The 14,975-nt window shown below is 72.4% G+C and carries 11 protein-coding genes and 1 pseudogene; 6 read left to right on the top strand and 6 right to left on the bottom strand.

Features of this window, described 5'->3' with window-relative positions:
- Positions 1-59 precede the first annotated feature (59 nt).
- The 5 genes from ACFMQL_RS07575 to ACFMQL_RS07555 all read left to right on the top strand — a co-directional run bounded on the left by ACFMQL_RS07575 (position 60) and on the right by ACFMQL_RS07555 (position 7,347).
- Complete coding sequence (locus ACFMQL_RS07575) at positions 60-2,297, top strand: protein kinase (RefSeq protein WP_378785043.1); 2,238 nt, start codon at positions 60-62, stop codon at positions 2,295-2,297.
- A gap of 16 nt (positions 2,298-2,313) precedes the next feature.
- Entirely contained in the window at positions 2,314-4,128 is a 1,815-nt protein-coding gene (locus tag ACFMQL_RS07570) for a serine/threonine-protein kinase (protein ID WP_364059126.1), read from the top strand.
- A 34-nt stretch (positions 4,129-4,162) separates the two neighbouring features.
- The gene (locus ACFMQL_RS07565) at positions 4,163-5,380 is read left to right on the top strand and encodes a serine/threonine-protein kinase (protein WP_364059123.1); all 1,218 of its coding nucleotides are present in this window, start codon (positions 4,163-4,165) and stop codon (positions 5,378-5,380) included.
- A 216-nt stretch (positions 5,381-5,596) separates the two neighbouring features.
- Complete coding sequence (locus ACFMQL_RS07560) at positions 5,597-6,376, top strand: electron transfer flavoprotein subunit beta/FixA family protein (protein ID WP_364059120.1); 780 nt, start codon at positions 5,597-5,599, stop codon at positions 6,374-6,376.
- 20 nt (positions 6,377-6,396) lie between these two features.
- Complete coding sequence (locus ACFMQL_RS07555; protein ID WP_378785040.1) at positions 6,397-7,347, top strand: electron transfer flavoprotein subunit alpha/FixB family protein; 951 nt, start codon at positions 6,397-6,399, stop codon at positions 7,345-7,347.
- A gap of 447 nt (positions 7,348-7,794) precedes the next feature.
- On the opposite strand, the gene ACFMQL_RS07550 is transcribed toward ACFMQL_RS07555, so the two are convergent.
- The 6 genes and pseudogenes from ACFMQL_RS07550 to ACFMQL_RS07525 form a co-directional block, all read right to left on the bottom strand.
- Positions 7,795-9,243: an ATP-binding protein gene (locus tag ACFMQL_RS07550; protein WP_378785038.1), complete on the bottom strand. Its 1,449-nt coding sequence runs from the start codon at positions 9,241-9,243 to the stop codon at positions 7,795-7,797.
- Positions 9,240-9,944, bottom strand: a complete 705-nt coding sequence (locus tag ACFMQL_RS07545; protein WP_364059111.1) for a response regulator transcription factor — start codon at positions 9,942-9,944, stop codon at positions 9,240-9,242. Before ACFMQL_RS07545 ends, ACFMQL_RS07550 begins: the two co-directional genes overlap by 4 nt.
- Positions 9,945-9,971: 27 nt before the next feature.
- Positions 9,972-10,736, bottom strand: coding sequence for a hypothetical protein (locus tag ACFMQL_RS07540; protein WP_378785036.1), 765 nt, complete (start codon positions 10,734-10,736; stop codon positions 9,972-9,974).
- Positions 10,733-11,628 (bottom strand): annotated as a pseudogene (locus ACFMQL_RS07535) (ABC transporter ATP-binding protein). The gene ACFMQL_RS07540 and the pseudogene ACFMQL_RS07535 overlap by 4 nt, the downstream one beginning before the upstream one ends.
- Positions 11,629-11,747: 119 nt before the next feature.
- Complete coding sequence (locus ACFMQL_RS07530; protein WP_364059102.1) at positions 11,748-12,953, bottom strand: MFS transporter; 1,206 nt, start codon at positions 12,951-12,953, stop codon at positions 11,748-11,750.
- Positions 12,954-13,227: 274 nt separating this feature from the next.
- On the bottom strand, positions 13,228-13,737 hold the full coding sequence (locus tag ACFMQL_RS07525; protein WP_364059099.1) for a TetR/AcrR family transcriptional regulator: 510 nt from the start codon (positions 13,735-13,737) through the stop codon (positions 13,228-13,230).
- A 53-nt stretch (positions 13,738-13,790) separates the two neighbouring features.
- On the opposite strand from ACFMQL_RS07525, the gene ACFMQL_RS07520 reads away from it, so the two are divergent.
- On the top strand, positions 13,791-14,954 hold the full coding sequence (locus ACFMQL_RS07520; protein ID WP_364059096.1) for a cysteine desulfurase family protein: 1,164 nt from the start codon (positions 13,791-13,793) through the stop codon (positions 14,952-14,954).
- Positions 14,955-14,975: the final 21 nt, after the last annotated feature.

Here is a 14,975-nt window from a genome sequence, read left to right as displayed (position 1 = left end):
AATGTGGCCTCATGGTTCATCTCGTGGGCGGGGATTAAGCCGGTATGGTGCTTCATGCCATGAACGATGACCGACTAGGCCCTTACCGGCTGCTCAGGCGGCTCGGTGAAGGCGGGATGGGCGTTGTCCACCTCGCTGTCGACCCCCAGGGGCGGCAGGTGGCGGTCAAGGTCCTGCGCGCGGAGGTCGCCGGCGACGAGGTCGCCAGGCGGCGGCTCTCGCGCGAGGTCGAGACCATGCGCAGGGTGCGCAGCGAGTACATCGCCGAGGTCCTCGACGCCGACGTCACCGGTCATCGCCCCTACATCGTCACCCGCTACGTCCCCGGCCGGCCGCTCGACGAGATCGTCAAGGACGACGGGCCGCTCGACCTGCCCGCGCTGGTCAAGGTGGCGCACGGCGTGGCGACCGCACTGGCCGCCGTCCACTCGGTGGGCGTGATCCACCGCGACCTCAAGCCCGGCAACGTGCTGCTGCTCGACGGCGAGCCCGTGCTGATCGACTTCGGCATCGCCCAGGCGGTCGACGCCACGCGGCTGACGCAGACCGGCATGTTCATCGGCACCCCCGGCTACCTCGCGCCCGAGATCATCGAGGGCCAGGAGGCCGGGCCGGAGGTCGACATCCACGCGTGGGCGGGCACCATGCTCTACGCCTGCACGGGCCAGCCGCCCTTCGGCAAGGGCACGCTGGAGATGATCTTCTACAACATCACCGCGGGCAAGGCCGACATCAGCGCCGCGCCGCCCGAGCTGCAGCCGCTGCTCAAGGCCGCGTTCTCGCGCGATCCCGCCAAGCGGCCCAAGGCCGCCGAGCTGGCCGAGCAGACTGCGCGCATGCTGCCCAAGCCGCCGCCGGGCGGCGCGCCCGAGGAGATCTCCACGGTGCCGCACCCCGACGCGTACAAGGCGGCCCCGCCGCGTGTCGCCGACAAGCCGTCCTACGACATCTCCACGCCGCCGGTGACGCCGCAGCGGCTGATCGAGAGCCAGGACCAGGCGGGCACGCCCGCGCCGTCGCAGCCCGAGCAGCAGTACGTCTCGCTGCTGCCCGACCAGGGCGACCCGTGGCCGACCCGCCGGGTCTCGCCCGAGGAGCTGCGGCGCATCCAGCGCGAGGCGGCCGCCCAGCCGCCGCAGGGCGCCGCCGCGCCATCGCAGAGCGGGCCGCCGCAGGGTGCGCCGTCCCAGGGCGTGCCGCAGCAGGGCTTCCAGCAGAGCCCGCCCGTGCCGCCGCCGAGCGAGGGCGACGTGCCCACCCGGCGCGTACGCCCCGACTCGCCCGAGTTCCGGCGGCTGCTGCAGCCGCCGGCGTCCGGCACGAGCCAGCCCAACGCGCTTCCCCACGCCGGGCCGCCCGGCCCGCCTCCCGTCGCGCCGCCGGCCACGAGCGGCCCCCACGCGGTGCCCCCGCGCACCAGCGGGCCCAACGCCCTGCCTGCGAGCGCGAGCGGGCCCAACGCCGTGCCTCCACAGGCGGGGCCTTTTCCGCACGCCGCGGCGGCGCCCCACGGGAGCCGGCCCGACCTGAGCAGGCCCAACGCGGGCCCGCCCGAGTACGCGCGGCCCAACCCGGTGCCGCTGCAGCCGCCGCCCTACATCCCGGCGCAGCAGCCACCGTATGTGCCGCCGCAGTCCGACCCGAGCACCATGCGGGAGCCGTACGTCCCGAGCGTGCCGCCGGGCAAGGTGCTGCAGCGCTCCCGCGCGTACGGCATCTCCGCGGCCATGCTGCTGGTCCTGATGATCGTGGCGGCCGTGCTCGCGCCCGTCATCGTGGCGGCCGTCGCGCTGCCCGCGGTGATCCTGCTGCGCGCGGCCGACCTGGCGCAGCCGCAGCTCGTGGCCCGCAGGGCCGCGGGAGCGGCGGCGCTCGACGTGGTCAGGGTGCTCGCCTTCCCCGCCGTGCTCGCCAAGTCGGCGGGCATCACGCTGGCGCTCACGCTCTACGCGCTGATACTCGGGCTGCCGGTGACGCTGCTGCTCACCGTGGTGGTCCACATGAGTCCCTACTACGCCCTGTCCTGGGGCGCCTCCATCGCCCTGTGGACCCTCTGCGCGGGCCCCGGAGTCGAAGGTCCGGGCAAACAGATGCGCAGAACGCTCTCATCGCTCGTACCCTCGAGAACAGCGGCGATGGTGATGGCAGGGGTGCTGGTGGTCGCGGCCGCGCTCTCGCTGATCCTCGCCTACGGCACGTTCGGGGACAAGCCAGAGGGGGCTGGGGTATGGACTCCACTGAACGTCGATTTCGTGGTGGAGCAACTGGAAGGACTGAGGGGGAATTCGGGGGGATGACGCGGGGAAGGTGGCGATGAACACCCAAGCACCAGAACGCCTCGGGCCCTACCGCCTGGTCAGGAAGATCGGCGAAGGTGGCATGGGGGTCGTCCACCTCGGTCTCGACGGCGAGGGCCGGGAAGTCGCCATCAAAGTCCTGCATCCCCACGTCGCCGCCGACCTCAAGGCGCGCGACCGGCTCACCCGCGAGGTCGAGACCATGCGGCGGGTGCGCAGCCCTTACGTCGCCGAGGTCATCGACGCCGAGCTGGTGGGCGGCCAGCCGTACATCGTCACCCGGTTCGCGCCCGGCCGCACGCTCGAGGACACCGTCCTGACCGAGGGGCCGCTGGAGGCCCGCCAGGTCATCAGGCTCGCCCAGGGGCTGTGCCAGGCGCTCGTGGCCATCCACGCCGCCGACGTGATCCACCGCGACTTCAAGCCGTCCAACGTCATGCTGGTCGACGGCGAGCCGCTGGTCATCGACTTCGGCATCGCCCACCTGGTCAACGCCACCCGGCTGACCCAGACCGGCATGTTCGTCGGCACGCCCGGCTACCTCGCCCCCGAGATCATCCGCGACTCCGACATCACCCAGGCGGCCGACGTGCACGCGCTGGCCTCCACCGTGTTCTTCGCCGCCACGGGGGCGCCGCCGTTCGGCACGGGGACGTTCGAGTCGGTCTGCTTCAACATCATGGAAGGGCGGGCGCAGCTCGACAAGGCGCCGGTCTGGCTGCGCGGCTGGCTCAGCAAGGCGCTGCAGGTCGACGCCGCGGCCCGGCCCACCGCGCCCGAGCTGCTGCGCATGGCCAACCAGCTCGACCCGTCGGTGACGACGTTCAACGAGGCGTCCTTCGACGGCCCGACGGGCACCAAGCGGCTGACCGACCGCACCCGCACCATGGACACCTTCTCCGACCTGCTGCCGCCGGTCGAGTACGGCGAGCCCGCACCGCCGCCCGCGCCGTCACCGACGCCGACCAGGCGCGAGGAGCGCCCGCCGCTGACGCCCACGAGGCGTGAAGAGCGTCCGCCTCCCTACATCCCCGCGCCGGCGGCGGCCAGGCCGCCCGCGCCGCGCCCCGACCAGCGCGTGGCCGGCTACCCCGCGCCGCCGCAGAGCGCCCCGGCGCAGGCCAGGCCCTACCCGCCGCCGCCGCAGTACACCCCGCCCGCCGAGCGCAAGCGCTACCTGTTCGGTGCCCAGGTCACGGGGCTGCTGCTGCTGGTCACGCTGGTGGCGCTGTCGGTGGTGATGCCGGTCGTGGCGGGCGCCATCGCCGTCGCGCTCGCGCTCGTGCTGCGCATCGGCGAATACCTGTTCGGCGACATGGTCAAGCGGCGGCAGATACGCGGCAGCAGCGCCGCCGACCCGCTGCTCGTCCTCGTCGGCACGCCATGGGCGCTGATCAAATCGGCGCTCGTCACGGTCGTCCACGTGCCGCTCGCGCTGCTGTTCGGCGTATGCGTCTGGGGCGTGCTCTATTGGGCCGGGTCGATGACCGTCAACGAGGCGGCCGCGTACGCCGCGGGCGCCTTCGCCGCCGGCCTGTTCGTGCTGCCCGGCGGCGGCGCGCCGCGCAGGGCCGTCACCCGCTCGCTCACCGGCATGCTGCGCAGCCCCGGCGCGGCGCTCGTCGCGGTCCTGCTGGTGGGCACCGCGGCGCTGTTCGCGGTGATGTTCGCGATGGGGCAGCCGACCGACTGGTACCCGTGGCGGGCGCCCGAGTCGGTCATCGACGACCTCGCCAGCGACGCGAGGCAGAGCACCATCGGTCTGATCACGGGCCTGATCGGCAGCCTGATGGACGGTCTGGGGCTGAGCTTCCTGAACTTCTGGTCCTGAGTGTCCGCCCGGTCCCACGGGGGAGAGAGGAAGTATGAGCGAGCACCTCGGCCCGTACGAGCTTCTCTCCCGTCTCGGGTCAGGCGGCTTCGGCGAGGTGCACCTGGCGCTTGACCCCGAGGGGCGCACGGTCGCGGTCAAGGTCCTGCACCCCCACGTCGCCGCCGACAGCGCGGCGCTGGCGCGGCTGGCCCGCGAGGTCGAGACCATGCGCAGGGTCGGCGGGGCGCACATCGCCGAGGTGCTCGACGCCTCACTCGAAGGCGATCGCCCGTACATCGTCACCCGCTACGTGCAGGGCCGCCCGCTCAGCGCGGTGCCCGTGCCGGTCGCCGACCTGCGGCGGCTGGCCGCCGGGCTGGCCGACGCGCTGCAGGCCATGCACCAGGCGGGCGTGATCCACCGCGACCTCAAGCCGGCCAACGTGATCGTGACCGAGGGCGAGCCGGTCGTCATCGACTTCGGCATCGCCAGCGCGCTCGACTCGCTGTCCGTCACCGCCTCGGGGGCGGTCGTCGGCACGCCCGGCTACCTCGCGCCCGAGGTGCTGGAAGGGCGGCCCGCCGGGATGGAGGCCGACGTGTTCTCCTTCGGCGCGACGCTCGCGTACGCGGCCACCGGGCGGCAGCCGTACGGACAGGGGCCCGCCTCCGCCGTCGCCTACCGCGTCGTGCACCACCCGCCCGACCTGGAGGGCGTGCCCGACTGGCTGGAGCCGCTGTTACGCGCGTGCCTGTCCACCGACCCGGCCAAGCGGCCCACGGCCGCGGAGATCTGCGACCGGCTCGGTGTGGAGCCCGTCGCCCAGATGCCCTCGCCCCGCCCGATGCCCGCACGGTCCCGTGCGTCCGAGCAGGACGAGATGGCCACCAGGGAGTGGCGGCCGGGCAAGGAGCAGTACCGGCGGTCGGTGGAGGAGTCCAGGGCCAGGCACCGGGAGAAGGTGCGCAGGTGGTGGCTGACCGGGTCGGCGCTGTTCGTGGCGCTGCTGGCCGCCGCGGCGCGGGAGCCGCTGCCCGAGGTGTCGCTGTTCCTGCTGGCGGCGTACTCGCTGGCCGTGGTGATCGACGCGGGCGTGGCGCTGTTGTCGAAGAGTCCCTACCGGCGCGGCCGGATGATCGCCGATCTGGTCGCCGTGGCGGGGACGGTGGGGCTGTGCTTCGGGCTCGCGGCGTGGTTCAGCACGTTCACGCTGGCCCTGTTCGGGGTCACGGCGCTGGTGGTCGGGATCGTCTTCCTGCTGTCGGCGTAAGAGATGTCACAGGTGCTGACCGAATAAAGTTCGGTATGGTGGGGAGAGCTTTCGTGCCGGTTTGCGCGAAAGCTACCCATGGGTAACATAACGGCGAAACCACGGCAGACCCTCTGTCGGATGCCCCCGGGGCACCTGGCAGTCTGGACAGATGGATTCGGCGCCGCCGCAACGAGGCGGAGGCGCACGCGAACTACGGGAGGTCGGCCACCGGCCATGAACATCGTCGTCTGCGTGAAGCAGGTCCCCGACACGGCGACCGAGCGCAAGCTGCGGTCCGATGACAACACGCTCGACCGGGACGCCGCCGACGGCGTGGTCAACGAGCTTGACGAGTATGCGGTCGAGGAGGCGCTGAGGATCAAGGAGGCCCACGGCGGTGAGGTCACCGTCCTGACCATGGGCCCCGCCAAGGCCACCGAGACCATCCGCAAGGCCCTGGCCATGGGCGCCGACAAGGCCGTCCACCTCAGCGACGACGCGCTGCACGGCTCCGACGCGCTGTCCACCTCGTACGCGATGGCCCAGGTGCTCAAGAAGATCGGGTTCGACCTGGTCATCCTGGGCTCCGAGTCGACCGACGCCCGCACCGGCATGCTGCCCGCCATGCTCGCCGAGCGGCTCGGCGCGCCGCAGCTCACGCTCGCCAACAAGGTCGACATCCAGGACGGCACCATCACGGTGCAGCGGCTGGCCGACTACGGCTACGACCGGGTCGAGGCCACGCTGCCCGCCGTGGTCTCCGTGGTCGAGAAGATCAACGAGCCTCGCTACCCGTCGTTCAAGGGCATCATGGCGGCCAAGAAGAAGCCGGTCGAGACGCTGGCCATCGGCGACGCCTCCATCGACCCCGGCCAGGTGGGCCTGGGTGCCGCCTGGTCCGAGGTGGTCGACTTCGCCCCCGCCCCGCCGCGCGCGGCCGGCACGATCGTCAAGGACGAGGGCGACGGCGGCGTGAAGACGGCCGACTTCCTGGCATCCAAGAAGTTCATCTGAGAACGGGGGGTTTAACTGATATGTCGGACGTTCTCGTTCTCGTCGAGCAGGTCGACGGTGAGGTCAAGAAGGTCACGCTCGAACTGCTGACCCTGGCCCGCACGCTCGGCACGCCCGCCGCCGTCTGGGCCGGCCCCGGCTTCACGCCCGAGGCCAAGGCCCGCCTCGCCGAATACGGCGCAGAAAAGATCTACGTGGCCGCTTCCGGCGACCTCGTCGACCACGTCGTCGCCCCCAAGGCCGAGCTGCTCGCCAAGCTCGTCACGGAGAAGTCGGCGGCCGGCGTGCTCATCGCCGCCACCGCCGAGGGCAAGGAGATCGCCTGGCTGGCCATCAAGACCGACTCCGGCGTCATCACCGACGCCGTCGGGGTCGGCGAGGGCTTCGTCGCCGACCAGTCGATCTTCGGTGGCGGTATCAACGTGCACTCCAGGGTCCGCAAGGGCACGCCGATCATCGCCGTGCGTCCCAACTCCACCGCTCCCGTCCCGTCCGCCGGCGCGGGCGCGGAGGAGGAGGTCACGGTCGCACTCTCCGACGCCGCCAAGGCCGCCCGCGTCGTCGAGCGCGTCAAGCAGGAGAAGGGCGCCCGTCCCGAGCTGACCGAGGCCGCCATCGTCGTCTCCGGCGGTCGCGGCGTCGGCTCCGCCGAGAACTTCGCCGTCATCGAAGAGCTCGCCGACGCGCTCGGCGCCGCCGTCGGCGCCTCCCGCGCCGCCACCGACGCCGGCTGGTACCCGCACCAGTTCCAGGTGGGCCAGACGGGCAAGACCGTCTCGCCGCAGCTCTACATCGCGGCCGGCATCTCCGGCGCCATCCAGCACCGGGCCGGCATGCAGACGGCCAAGACGATCGTCGCCATCAACAAGGACCCGGAGGCGCCGATCTTCGAGCTGGCCGACTACGGCGTGGTGGGCGACCTCCACCAGGTGGTCCCGCAGCTCACGGAAGAGATCAAGAAGCGCAAGTAGCGCACGTGGAAAGGGCCGGGGCCTGTCACCCCGGCCCTTTCGCTTGCCCGGTAGTGGGACCCCTCGCTGCTCGGTGGTGGGTCTGGCCCGATGGTGGTGGGTCCGGCCCGCTGCTCGGTGGTGGGTCTGGCCCGATGGTGGTGGGTCCGGCTCGCTGCTCGGAGGTGGTCCAGCTCGGTGGCGGGTCCGCTTCAAGCGCCCGGAGCGGGCCTGCTTCCGCTGCCCGATGAGTGCCTGCTGCCAGCGGCCGGCAGGGGCCCGCTCTCGCCGTCCGGCGGTGTGCCCACGCTCCGAGCCCGGGCCGGATGTGCCCGCGTCGCGGCCACGCCGCTGGTGGTCGCGTTGCGGTGCGTGCCTGGCCGCGTGGCCGCCTGCCCGGGGGTAGTGGTGCGAGCGTCCCGGCGGGTCCTCAGCCGGGAGGGTGGCCCTCGTGTGCGGAGCGAGGGGTCAGGGGGTGGTGGTGGGGAGGCGGATGGTGAAGGCGGCGCCTTGGCCGGGGGCGGTGCGGAGGTCGACGCGGCCTCCGTGGGCGGCCACGATCGAGCGGACGATCGCCAGCCCCAGCCCCGCGCCGCCCGTCGCGCGGGCGCGGGAGGCGTCGGCGCGGTAGAAGCGGTCGAAGACCCGGGCCGCCTCCTCGGGGGCGAGCCCGGGGCCTTGGTCCTCGATGATCAGCACCGAGTCGCCGCCCTCCGTGCCCACCCCGATTCTGACCGGTGTGCCGGCGGGGGTGTGGGTGACGGCGTTGCCGACGAGGTTGCTGACGACCTGCCGCAGCCGGGCCTCGTCGCCCAGGACGGGTGCGGTGGCGGCGGGCCCGCCGGAGGGGCCGGTGAAGGCGATGGGGCGGGTGGGGTCGAGGGCGGTGAGGTCGTGGCGGGCGTCGGCGGCGAGCGTACGGAGGTCCATGGGGGTCAGCTCAAGCCCGGGCCCGTCGTCCTCTTCGATGCCGGCCAGGAGCAGCAGGTCGTTGACCAGCTTGGCGAGCCGCCCCGACTCGCTCTCGATGCGGGCGAGCGCGGTCGCGGCCTCGATACCGCCCATGCGGTACAGCTCGGAGAAGCCCTTGATGCCGAAGAGCGGCGTGCGCAGCTCGTGGCTGACGTCCGCGACGAACCTGCGCATGCGCGCTTCGGAGTCGACCTTGGCGGCGACGCCCTGCTCGATCTGGGCGAGCATCGTGTTGAGCGAGCGGGCCAGGCGGCCGACCTCGGTGGTGGGCGGTCCCGGCTCGGGTACGCGTCTGGACAGGTCGCCGCCGGCGATGGCGGCCGCGGTCTCCTCCACCCGCCGCAGCGGGGCGAGCCCGGCGCGGATGGCCAGGCCGCCCGCCAGGGCGAGTACGGCGAGCAGGATCGCCCCGGCGACGAGGCAGACGGCCCGCATGCGATCGACGGTGGAGCGCAGGCCGTCCAGCGACACCGCCGCCACCACGCCCGTGTACGCGAACTCGGCGCTGGCCCGCCGGGCTGGCAGCGCCACCGCCCGCCACTCCGTGCCGTCCGCGTCCCGCACGGTGAACGGCCGCCCGTCGCGCTGGGCGATGCCGGCCGTGTCGAGGCGGGGCCAGGCGATGCCGGCGGCGCCGCCGTACGCGCGCAGCACGCGGCCGTCGGGCGCGAGGTAGGCCGCGTACCCCTGGGTGGCGAGGTCGAGGCCGGTGAAGACGGTCCCCGCCCCGCCGAGCCGGGAGCCGAGCGCGGAGGCCAGCTCGGGCGGCACCATCGACATGGCCGTGCCCATGGGCGTGAGCTGGGCGTCCGTGCGGGCCATGAGCTGCGTTTCGAGCTGCCGTACGAACACCGAACCGATCAGCGCCAGCCCCGCGACCAGCAGCAGGACCGTGATGGCGAGCAGCCGCGCGCGCAGCGAGAGCCCGCGCAGAAGCCCTCTCACGGCTTCGGCCGCCGCAGGACGTAGCCGACCCCGTGCACGGTGTGGATCAGCTTGGGCGAGTCGCCGGTGTCGAGCTTGCGGCGCAGGTAACTGATGTAGGTGTCGACGATGCTGGTGTCGCCCGCGAAGTCGTAGCGCCACACGGCGTCGAGGATGGACGCCTTCGGCAGTACGCGGCCCGCGTTGAGCATCAGGTGGTGCAGGAGCCGGTATTCGGTGGGCGACAGGCGTACCGGACGTCCTGCCCTGGTGACCTGGTGGCCCTCGGGGTCGAGCTCCAGGTCGCCGACCACCAGCGTGTGATCGTCGGGGGTCCCGCCGGTGCGCCGCAGGATGGCGCGGATCCTGGCCAGCAGCTCTTCCAGGTCGAACGGCTTGGTGACGTAGTCGTCGCCGCCCAGCCGCAGCCCGTTGACCTTGTCGGCCTTGGCGTCGCGCGCGGTCAGGAACAGCACCGGCACGGGGCCGGGACGACCGCCGGCCCTGGGCAGGGCACGCAGCCTGCGCAGCACCTCGAAGCCGTCGAGGTCGGGCAGCATCACGTCGAGCAGCACCAGGTCGGGCGGGTCGCGCCGGGCCTCGTCCAGCGCCTGCAGGCCGTCGGCGGCCGAGCTCACGGTGAAGCCCGCGAAGCGCAGCGTCGCCGAGAGCAGCTCTCTGACGGTGGGCTCGTCATCGACCACCAGCAGCCGCTCGGCCATGTGAGCCACCTCCCGATCTCACACTAATCAGGCGTCCTTCCGGGTGAACCGGACGTAGGCCGCTGCCAGCATGACCACGACAAACGCCACAATAAGCCCATATCCCAACAAATCAGGCACGTTCTCCGCTCCGTACATGGCCTGGAACGGCGCCGCGTTGGGCCAGAAGAACCTGACGACCACCTGCAGGAAGCCCGGCATCACGCTCGACAGGATGGGCAACAGCAGGAAGACGACGGAGAAGTTGACCGCGGCGGCCGTGCTGCGCAGCAGCACGCCGAGTGTCAGCCCGAACAGCGAGATCAGCGTCAGCACGATCGGCCCGCCGAGCAGCAGCTGAATCGCCGTCGTATCGCCCGGGGTCGCGGCCGGGGCGCCGCCCGCCGCCAGCGTGCTCTGGCTGACCGTGAACATCAGGACGATGGAGGCCACGCTCACCGGCAGGGCGCTCAGCACCGTCATGCCGGCCTTGGCGGCCAGCAGCCGGCCGCGCCTGCCGACGGCGGCCATGCTCGCGGTGATGGTGCCCGAGCCGTACTCGGTGGAGACGATCAGCGCCCCCAGGCCCGCGAGCAGCACCTGGACCAGGAAGATGCCGCGCATGCCCAGCTCGACGGGGTTGAAGCCGAGCCGCTCCTGCGGGGTGAGCGTGGCGTACTCGGCGGCGGCGGCGTTGGAGAACATCCAGCCGAACAGGCCCGACACCAGCACCGCCGCCACCGACAGCGCCATGGTCGCCCGGAGGCTGCTGAACTTGGTCCACTCGGCCTTGAGCGCTCCTGCGTCGATCATCGGGCCGCACCCCACTCGACGGCGTCGCGGGTCAGTTCCATGAATGCCTCCTCCAGTGAGGGCTCTCGGATGCTCAGCTCGTAGAGCGTGACGTTCTCGGCCGCGGCCAGCCTGCCGACATCGGGCGGTGACATGCCTTTGACGAGCAGTTCGCCGGTCTCTCCCGGCTCGACGAAGGCGCCCGCGAGCGCGAGCCGCCGGGCGAAGTGACCGGCGTCGGGCGTACGGACGACCACGACCGACCCCCTCGCGGTGAAGTCCGCGATGTCGCCTTCGGCGAGCAGCCGTCCCCTGCCGATCACCACCAGCCGGTCGGCGGTCAGCGCCATCTCGCTCATGAGATGGCTGGAGACCAGCACGGTGCGTCCCTCGGCGCCCCACCCGCGCATGAGGTTGCGCGCCCACAGCACGCCCTCGGGGTCCAGCCCGTTGATCGGCTCGTCGAGCAGCAGCACCGGAGGGTCGCCGAGCATGGCGGCGGCGATGCCCAGCCGCTGGCCCATCCCGAGGGAGAATCCGCCGGCCGGTCCGCCGCGTCCGCCAGGCCGACCAGCTCCAGCACCTCGCCGACGCGGGATTCCGGGATGCCGTTCGACTGCGCCAGGTAGAGCAGGTGCTTGTACGCGCTCCGCCGCGGGTGCACGGCCCGCGCATCCAGCATGGCGCCGATCGTGCGCAACGGGTGCCGCAGCTCGTGGTAGCGCCGGCCGGTGATCGTGACCGTGCCGGACGTGGGCAGGTCGAGGCCCATGATCATCCGCATGGTCGTGCTCTTGCCGGCGCCGTTGGGACCGAGGAAGCCGGTGACCAGGCCCGGCTGCACGGTGAAGGTGAGGTGGTCCACAGCGACGGTCTCGCCGTAGCGCTTGGTCAGTCCATTGAGCTGGATCATGCGATCCAGCCTGAAGCGGCTGATTGGAGGCGCTCTGAGGGTTTCTGTGAGTTCTCTGTGAGCGCGGGCGGCGCATGTGGCGAGATGCCAGGCCGCCCGCGCCGATCCACAGAGAACTCTCAGGCGGCGGCCCTGACCGGCTCGGGCTCAGGCTCGGGCTCGGGCTCCGGCAGGCGGGTCACCTGGGCCGGCTCGCCGTGCGGGAGCAGGCGCGCGGCCAGCGCGATCAGCACGCCGAGACCCACGCCGATGCTCAGCGCCGTACGCAGGCCGGCCGCGTCCGACAGGAACCCGATCACCACGGGGCCGAGCAGCAGCCCCGCGTAGCCCATGGCGCCGGCCTGCGCGATCGCCGGGCCGGGCGCGTCGGTCGCGGTGCCCGCAAGCGACAGCGTCAGCGGCGAGATCGTCGCCACGCCGAGCCCGACGAAGAACATCGCCGGCACGGCGACCATCGCGGCGGGGGCGAGCAGCACGACCGAGAAGAACCCGGCCGTCGCGACGCCCGACACGGTGAGCATGCCGCGCACCCCGAACCTGACCCGCAGCCGGTCACCGGTCACGCGGGCGATGAGCATGCCCACCTCGAACACCGGGTAGCCGAGCGCCGCGACGGCCTCGGGCGCGCCGAGCTCGTTGCGCATGTAGAGGCCGTTCCAGTCGGCCACGGTGCCCTCGACCATGAACGCGAAGAACATGATCGCGCCCAGCAGGTAGACGACCGGCGGCATGCGGCGCCGCCCCTGCGCCGCGGTGGCCACGGCGGGCCGCTCCGGCAGGTACGTACGGCCGAGCAGCGCGATGACCGGCAGCGCGAGCAGCGCGATCAGCGTGACGTGCGTGGTGAACGGCAGTCCTGCGGCGATCGCGAGGCTGCCGAGCGCGCCCGCCGAGATGGCGCCCACGCACCAGCCGGCGTGCATGCCGTTCATCAGTGGCCGCCGGTAGGCCTGCTCGACGGCCGAGCCCTGGGCGTTCATGGCGACGTCCATGACGCCGAACGCCATGCCGAACAGCACCACGGCCGTCAGCAGCAGCGGCAGGTCGGGAGCGAGGCCCACGCCGAGGAGGCTCAGCGCCGTCAGTGGACCACCTGCCCGCAACACCGCCCGGCTGCCCACGCGCGCCATGACGCGCCGCATGGACTGCATCGTCACCAGGGCGCCCAGGCCCCATGCCAGCAGGATCGTCCCGACCATGGCCTCGGAGAGGCCGAGCTTGTCGGTCAGGGCGGGGATGCGCACGGTCATCGTGCCCACCATCAGGCCGGCAAGGACAAAGGTGAGGACCGCCCCGTAACGGGCACTCCTCAGCTCGCGGGTCATAAGGCCACACCTCACTGAAGTCGTCGTACGTGTACGTCTTGGGTCACTGCTTGCGGGCATGCCGGAGCCGCAGGCCCGGCAGCAGGCAGGGGCCGCGTTTCGGCATGCCGAGCGCCGCACCGGAATCCGGCACGGCGCACGTCAAAGCGGGCGCCCCTGAAGGCGCCCTTGGGGGGATGAAGGGGGTGAAGGGGGGTGAAGGGGGATGAGCCGGCGGCGCCCGCCACGAGGGCACGACGAGGCGTCAGTCGTGGCGGCGCGCCGGGGCGGCGGGTCAGCTCGGAGCGAGCATCGCCGTCAGGCGGCGCTCCAGGGCCTGAAGGTCCTCTTCGCTGTAGAGCTCGGGGTCGTGGCTGGCGACGTCCCACAGCCCTTCACACGCCAGCCGGACGACCTGGGAGGCCAGCGGATCGGGCTCGTCGTCCAGCCCCTCGCGGTGCCAGCGGGCCATCGCCTCGCGGAGCGGAGCGAGCAGCAGCACGTTGCCCGACGCCCCCGTGACGACGGCCCAGCGTCGCAGGCGGCCGGAGCGCACGGCGGCCAGCGTGGCGGCCAGGTAGCGCTCGGTGTAGGTCGCGCCCGTCTGGGCGGCCACCAGCTCGTCGAAGTCGTCGATCAGCCGCTCCACCATGCCCTTGATCAGGGCTTCCTTGGAGCCGTAGTGATACAGCAGGCCACCTTTGCTGACGCCCGCCCGTTCGGCCACCGCGGCCAGGGTGAGCGCGGTCGAGCCCTGGTCGCAGAGGATCTCCTCCGCCGCGTCCAAAAGCTCGTCCCTTCGCATACCTCTACTGTACCGTCCGGACGGTACAGTCGCAAACGAGATACCCTGAACGGGTGACCAGACCGTCGGCCTATCTTGATCACGCGGCGACCACCCCCATGCTGCCCGAAGCGATCGAGGCCATGACGGTTCAACTCAAACGCGTGGGAAATGCTTCCTCGCTGCACGCGGCCGGTCGTCAGGCACGCAGGGTGGTCGAGGAGTCACGGGAAACGATAGCCGACGCGCTCGGCGCGCGGCCGAGCGAGGTCGTCTTCACCTCGGGCGGCACCGAGGCCGACAACCTCGCGGTCAAGGGCCTCTACTGGGCGCGCCGCCCGCGCCGCCGCGTGCTCATCAGCTCCGTCGAGCACCACGCCGTGCTCGACCCCGCCCACTGGCTGGCCGGCAGCCAGGGCGCCGAGGTCGAGCTGCTCGAGGTCGACGAGCTCGGCCGGGTCCACCCCGAGACGCTGCGCGCCGCCATCGAGCGCGACCCCGACGACGTCGCCATGATCAGCGTCATGTGGGCCAACAACGAGGTCGGCACCGTTCAGCCCGTCCAGGTGCTGGCCGCCATCGCCCACGACCACGGCATCCCGTTCCACAGCGACGCCGTGCAGGCCGTCGGGCAGCTTCCGGTGTCGTTCTCCGGCTCGGGCGCCGATGCGATCACTATCAGCGGCCACAAGGTCGGCGGTCCTGTCGGGGTCGGCGCGCTGCTGCTGGCCAGGGGGCTGACGCCGGTGTCCGTGCAGCACGGCGGCGGTCAGGAGCGCGACGTGCGCTCCGGCACGCTCGACGTGCCCGGCATCGCCGCGTTCGCCGCCGCGGTCAGCGTCGCCGTACGTGAGCAGGAGGCGCTCGCCCGCCGCCTGTCGGAGCTGCGCGACGAGCTGATCAGACGGGTACGCGAGGTCGTGCCCGACGCCGTGCTCAACGGCGACCCAGACGACCGGCTGCCCGGCAACGCCCACTTCTCCTTCCCCGGCTGCGAGGGCGACGCGCTGCTCATGCTGCTCGACGCCAAGGGCGTGGAGTGCTCCACCGGGTCGGCCTGCTCGGCCGGGGTCGCGCAGCCGTCCCACGTGCTGCTCGCCATGGGCGCCGACGCGGCCGCCGCGCGCGGCTCGCTGCGCTTCACGCTGGGCCACACCTCCACGCGCGACGACATCGACCGCCTCATCGAGGTGCTGCCGGCCGCCGTGGAGCGCGCCCGCCGCGCCGGCCTCGGCTGACCCGCGCGGCCGTGGGCGGCC

Source organism: Nonomuraea fastidiosa (genome assembly GCF_042751225.1).
Taxonomy (GTDB): Bacteria; Actinomycetota; Actinomycetes; order Streptosporangiales; family Streptosporangiaceae; genus Nonomuraea; species Nonomuraea fastidiosa.
The sequence above is the reverse complement of the archived record's forward strand: the minus strand, read 5'-3'. Positions and strand labels throughout refer to the sequence as shown.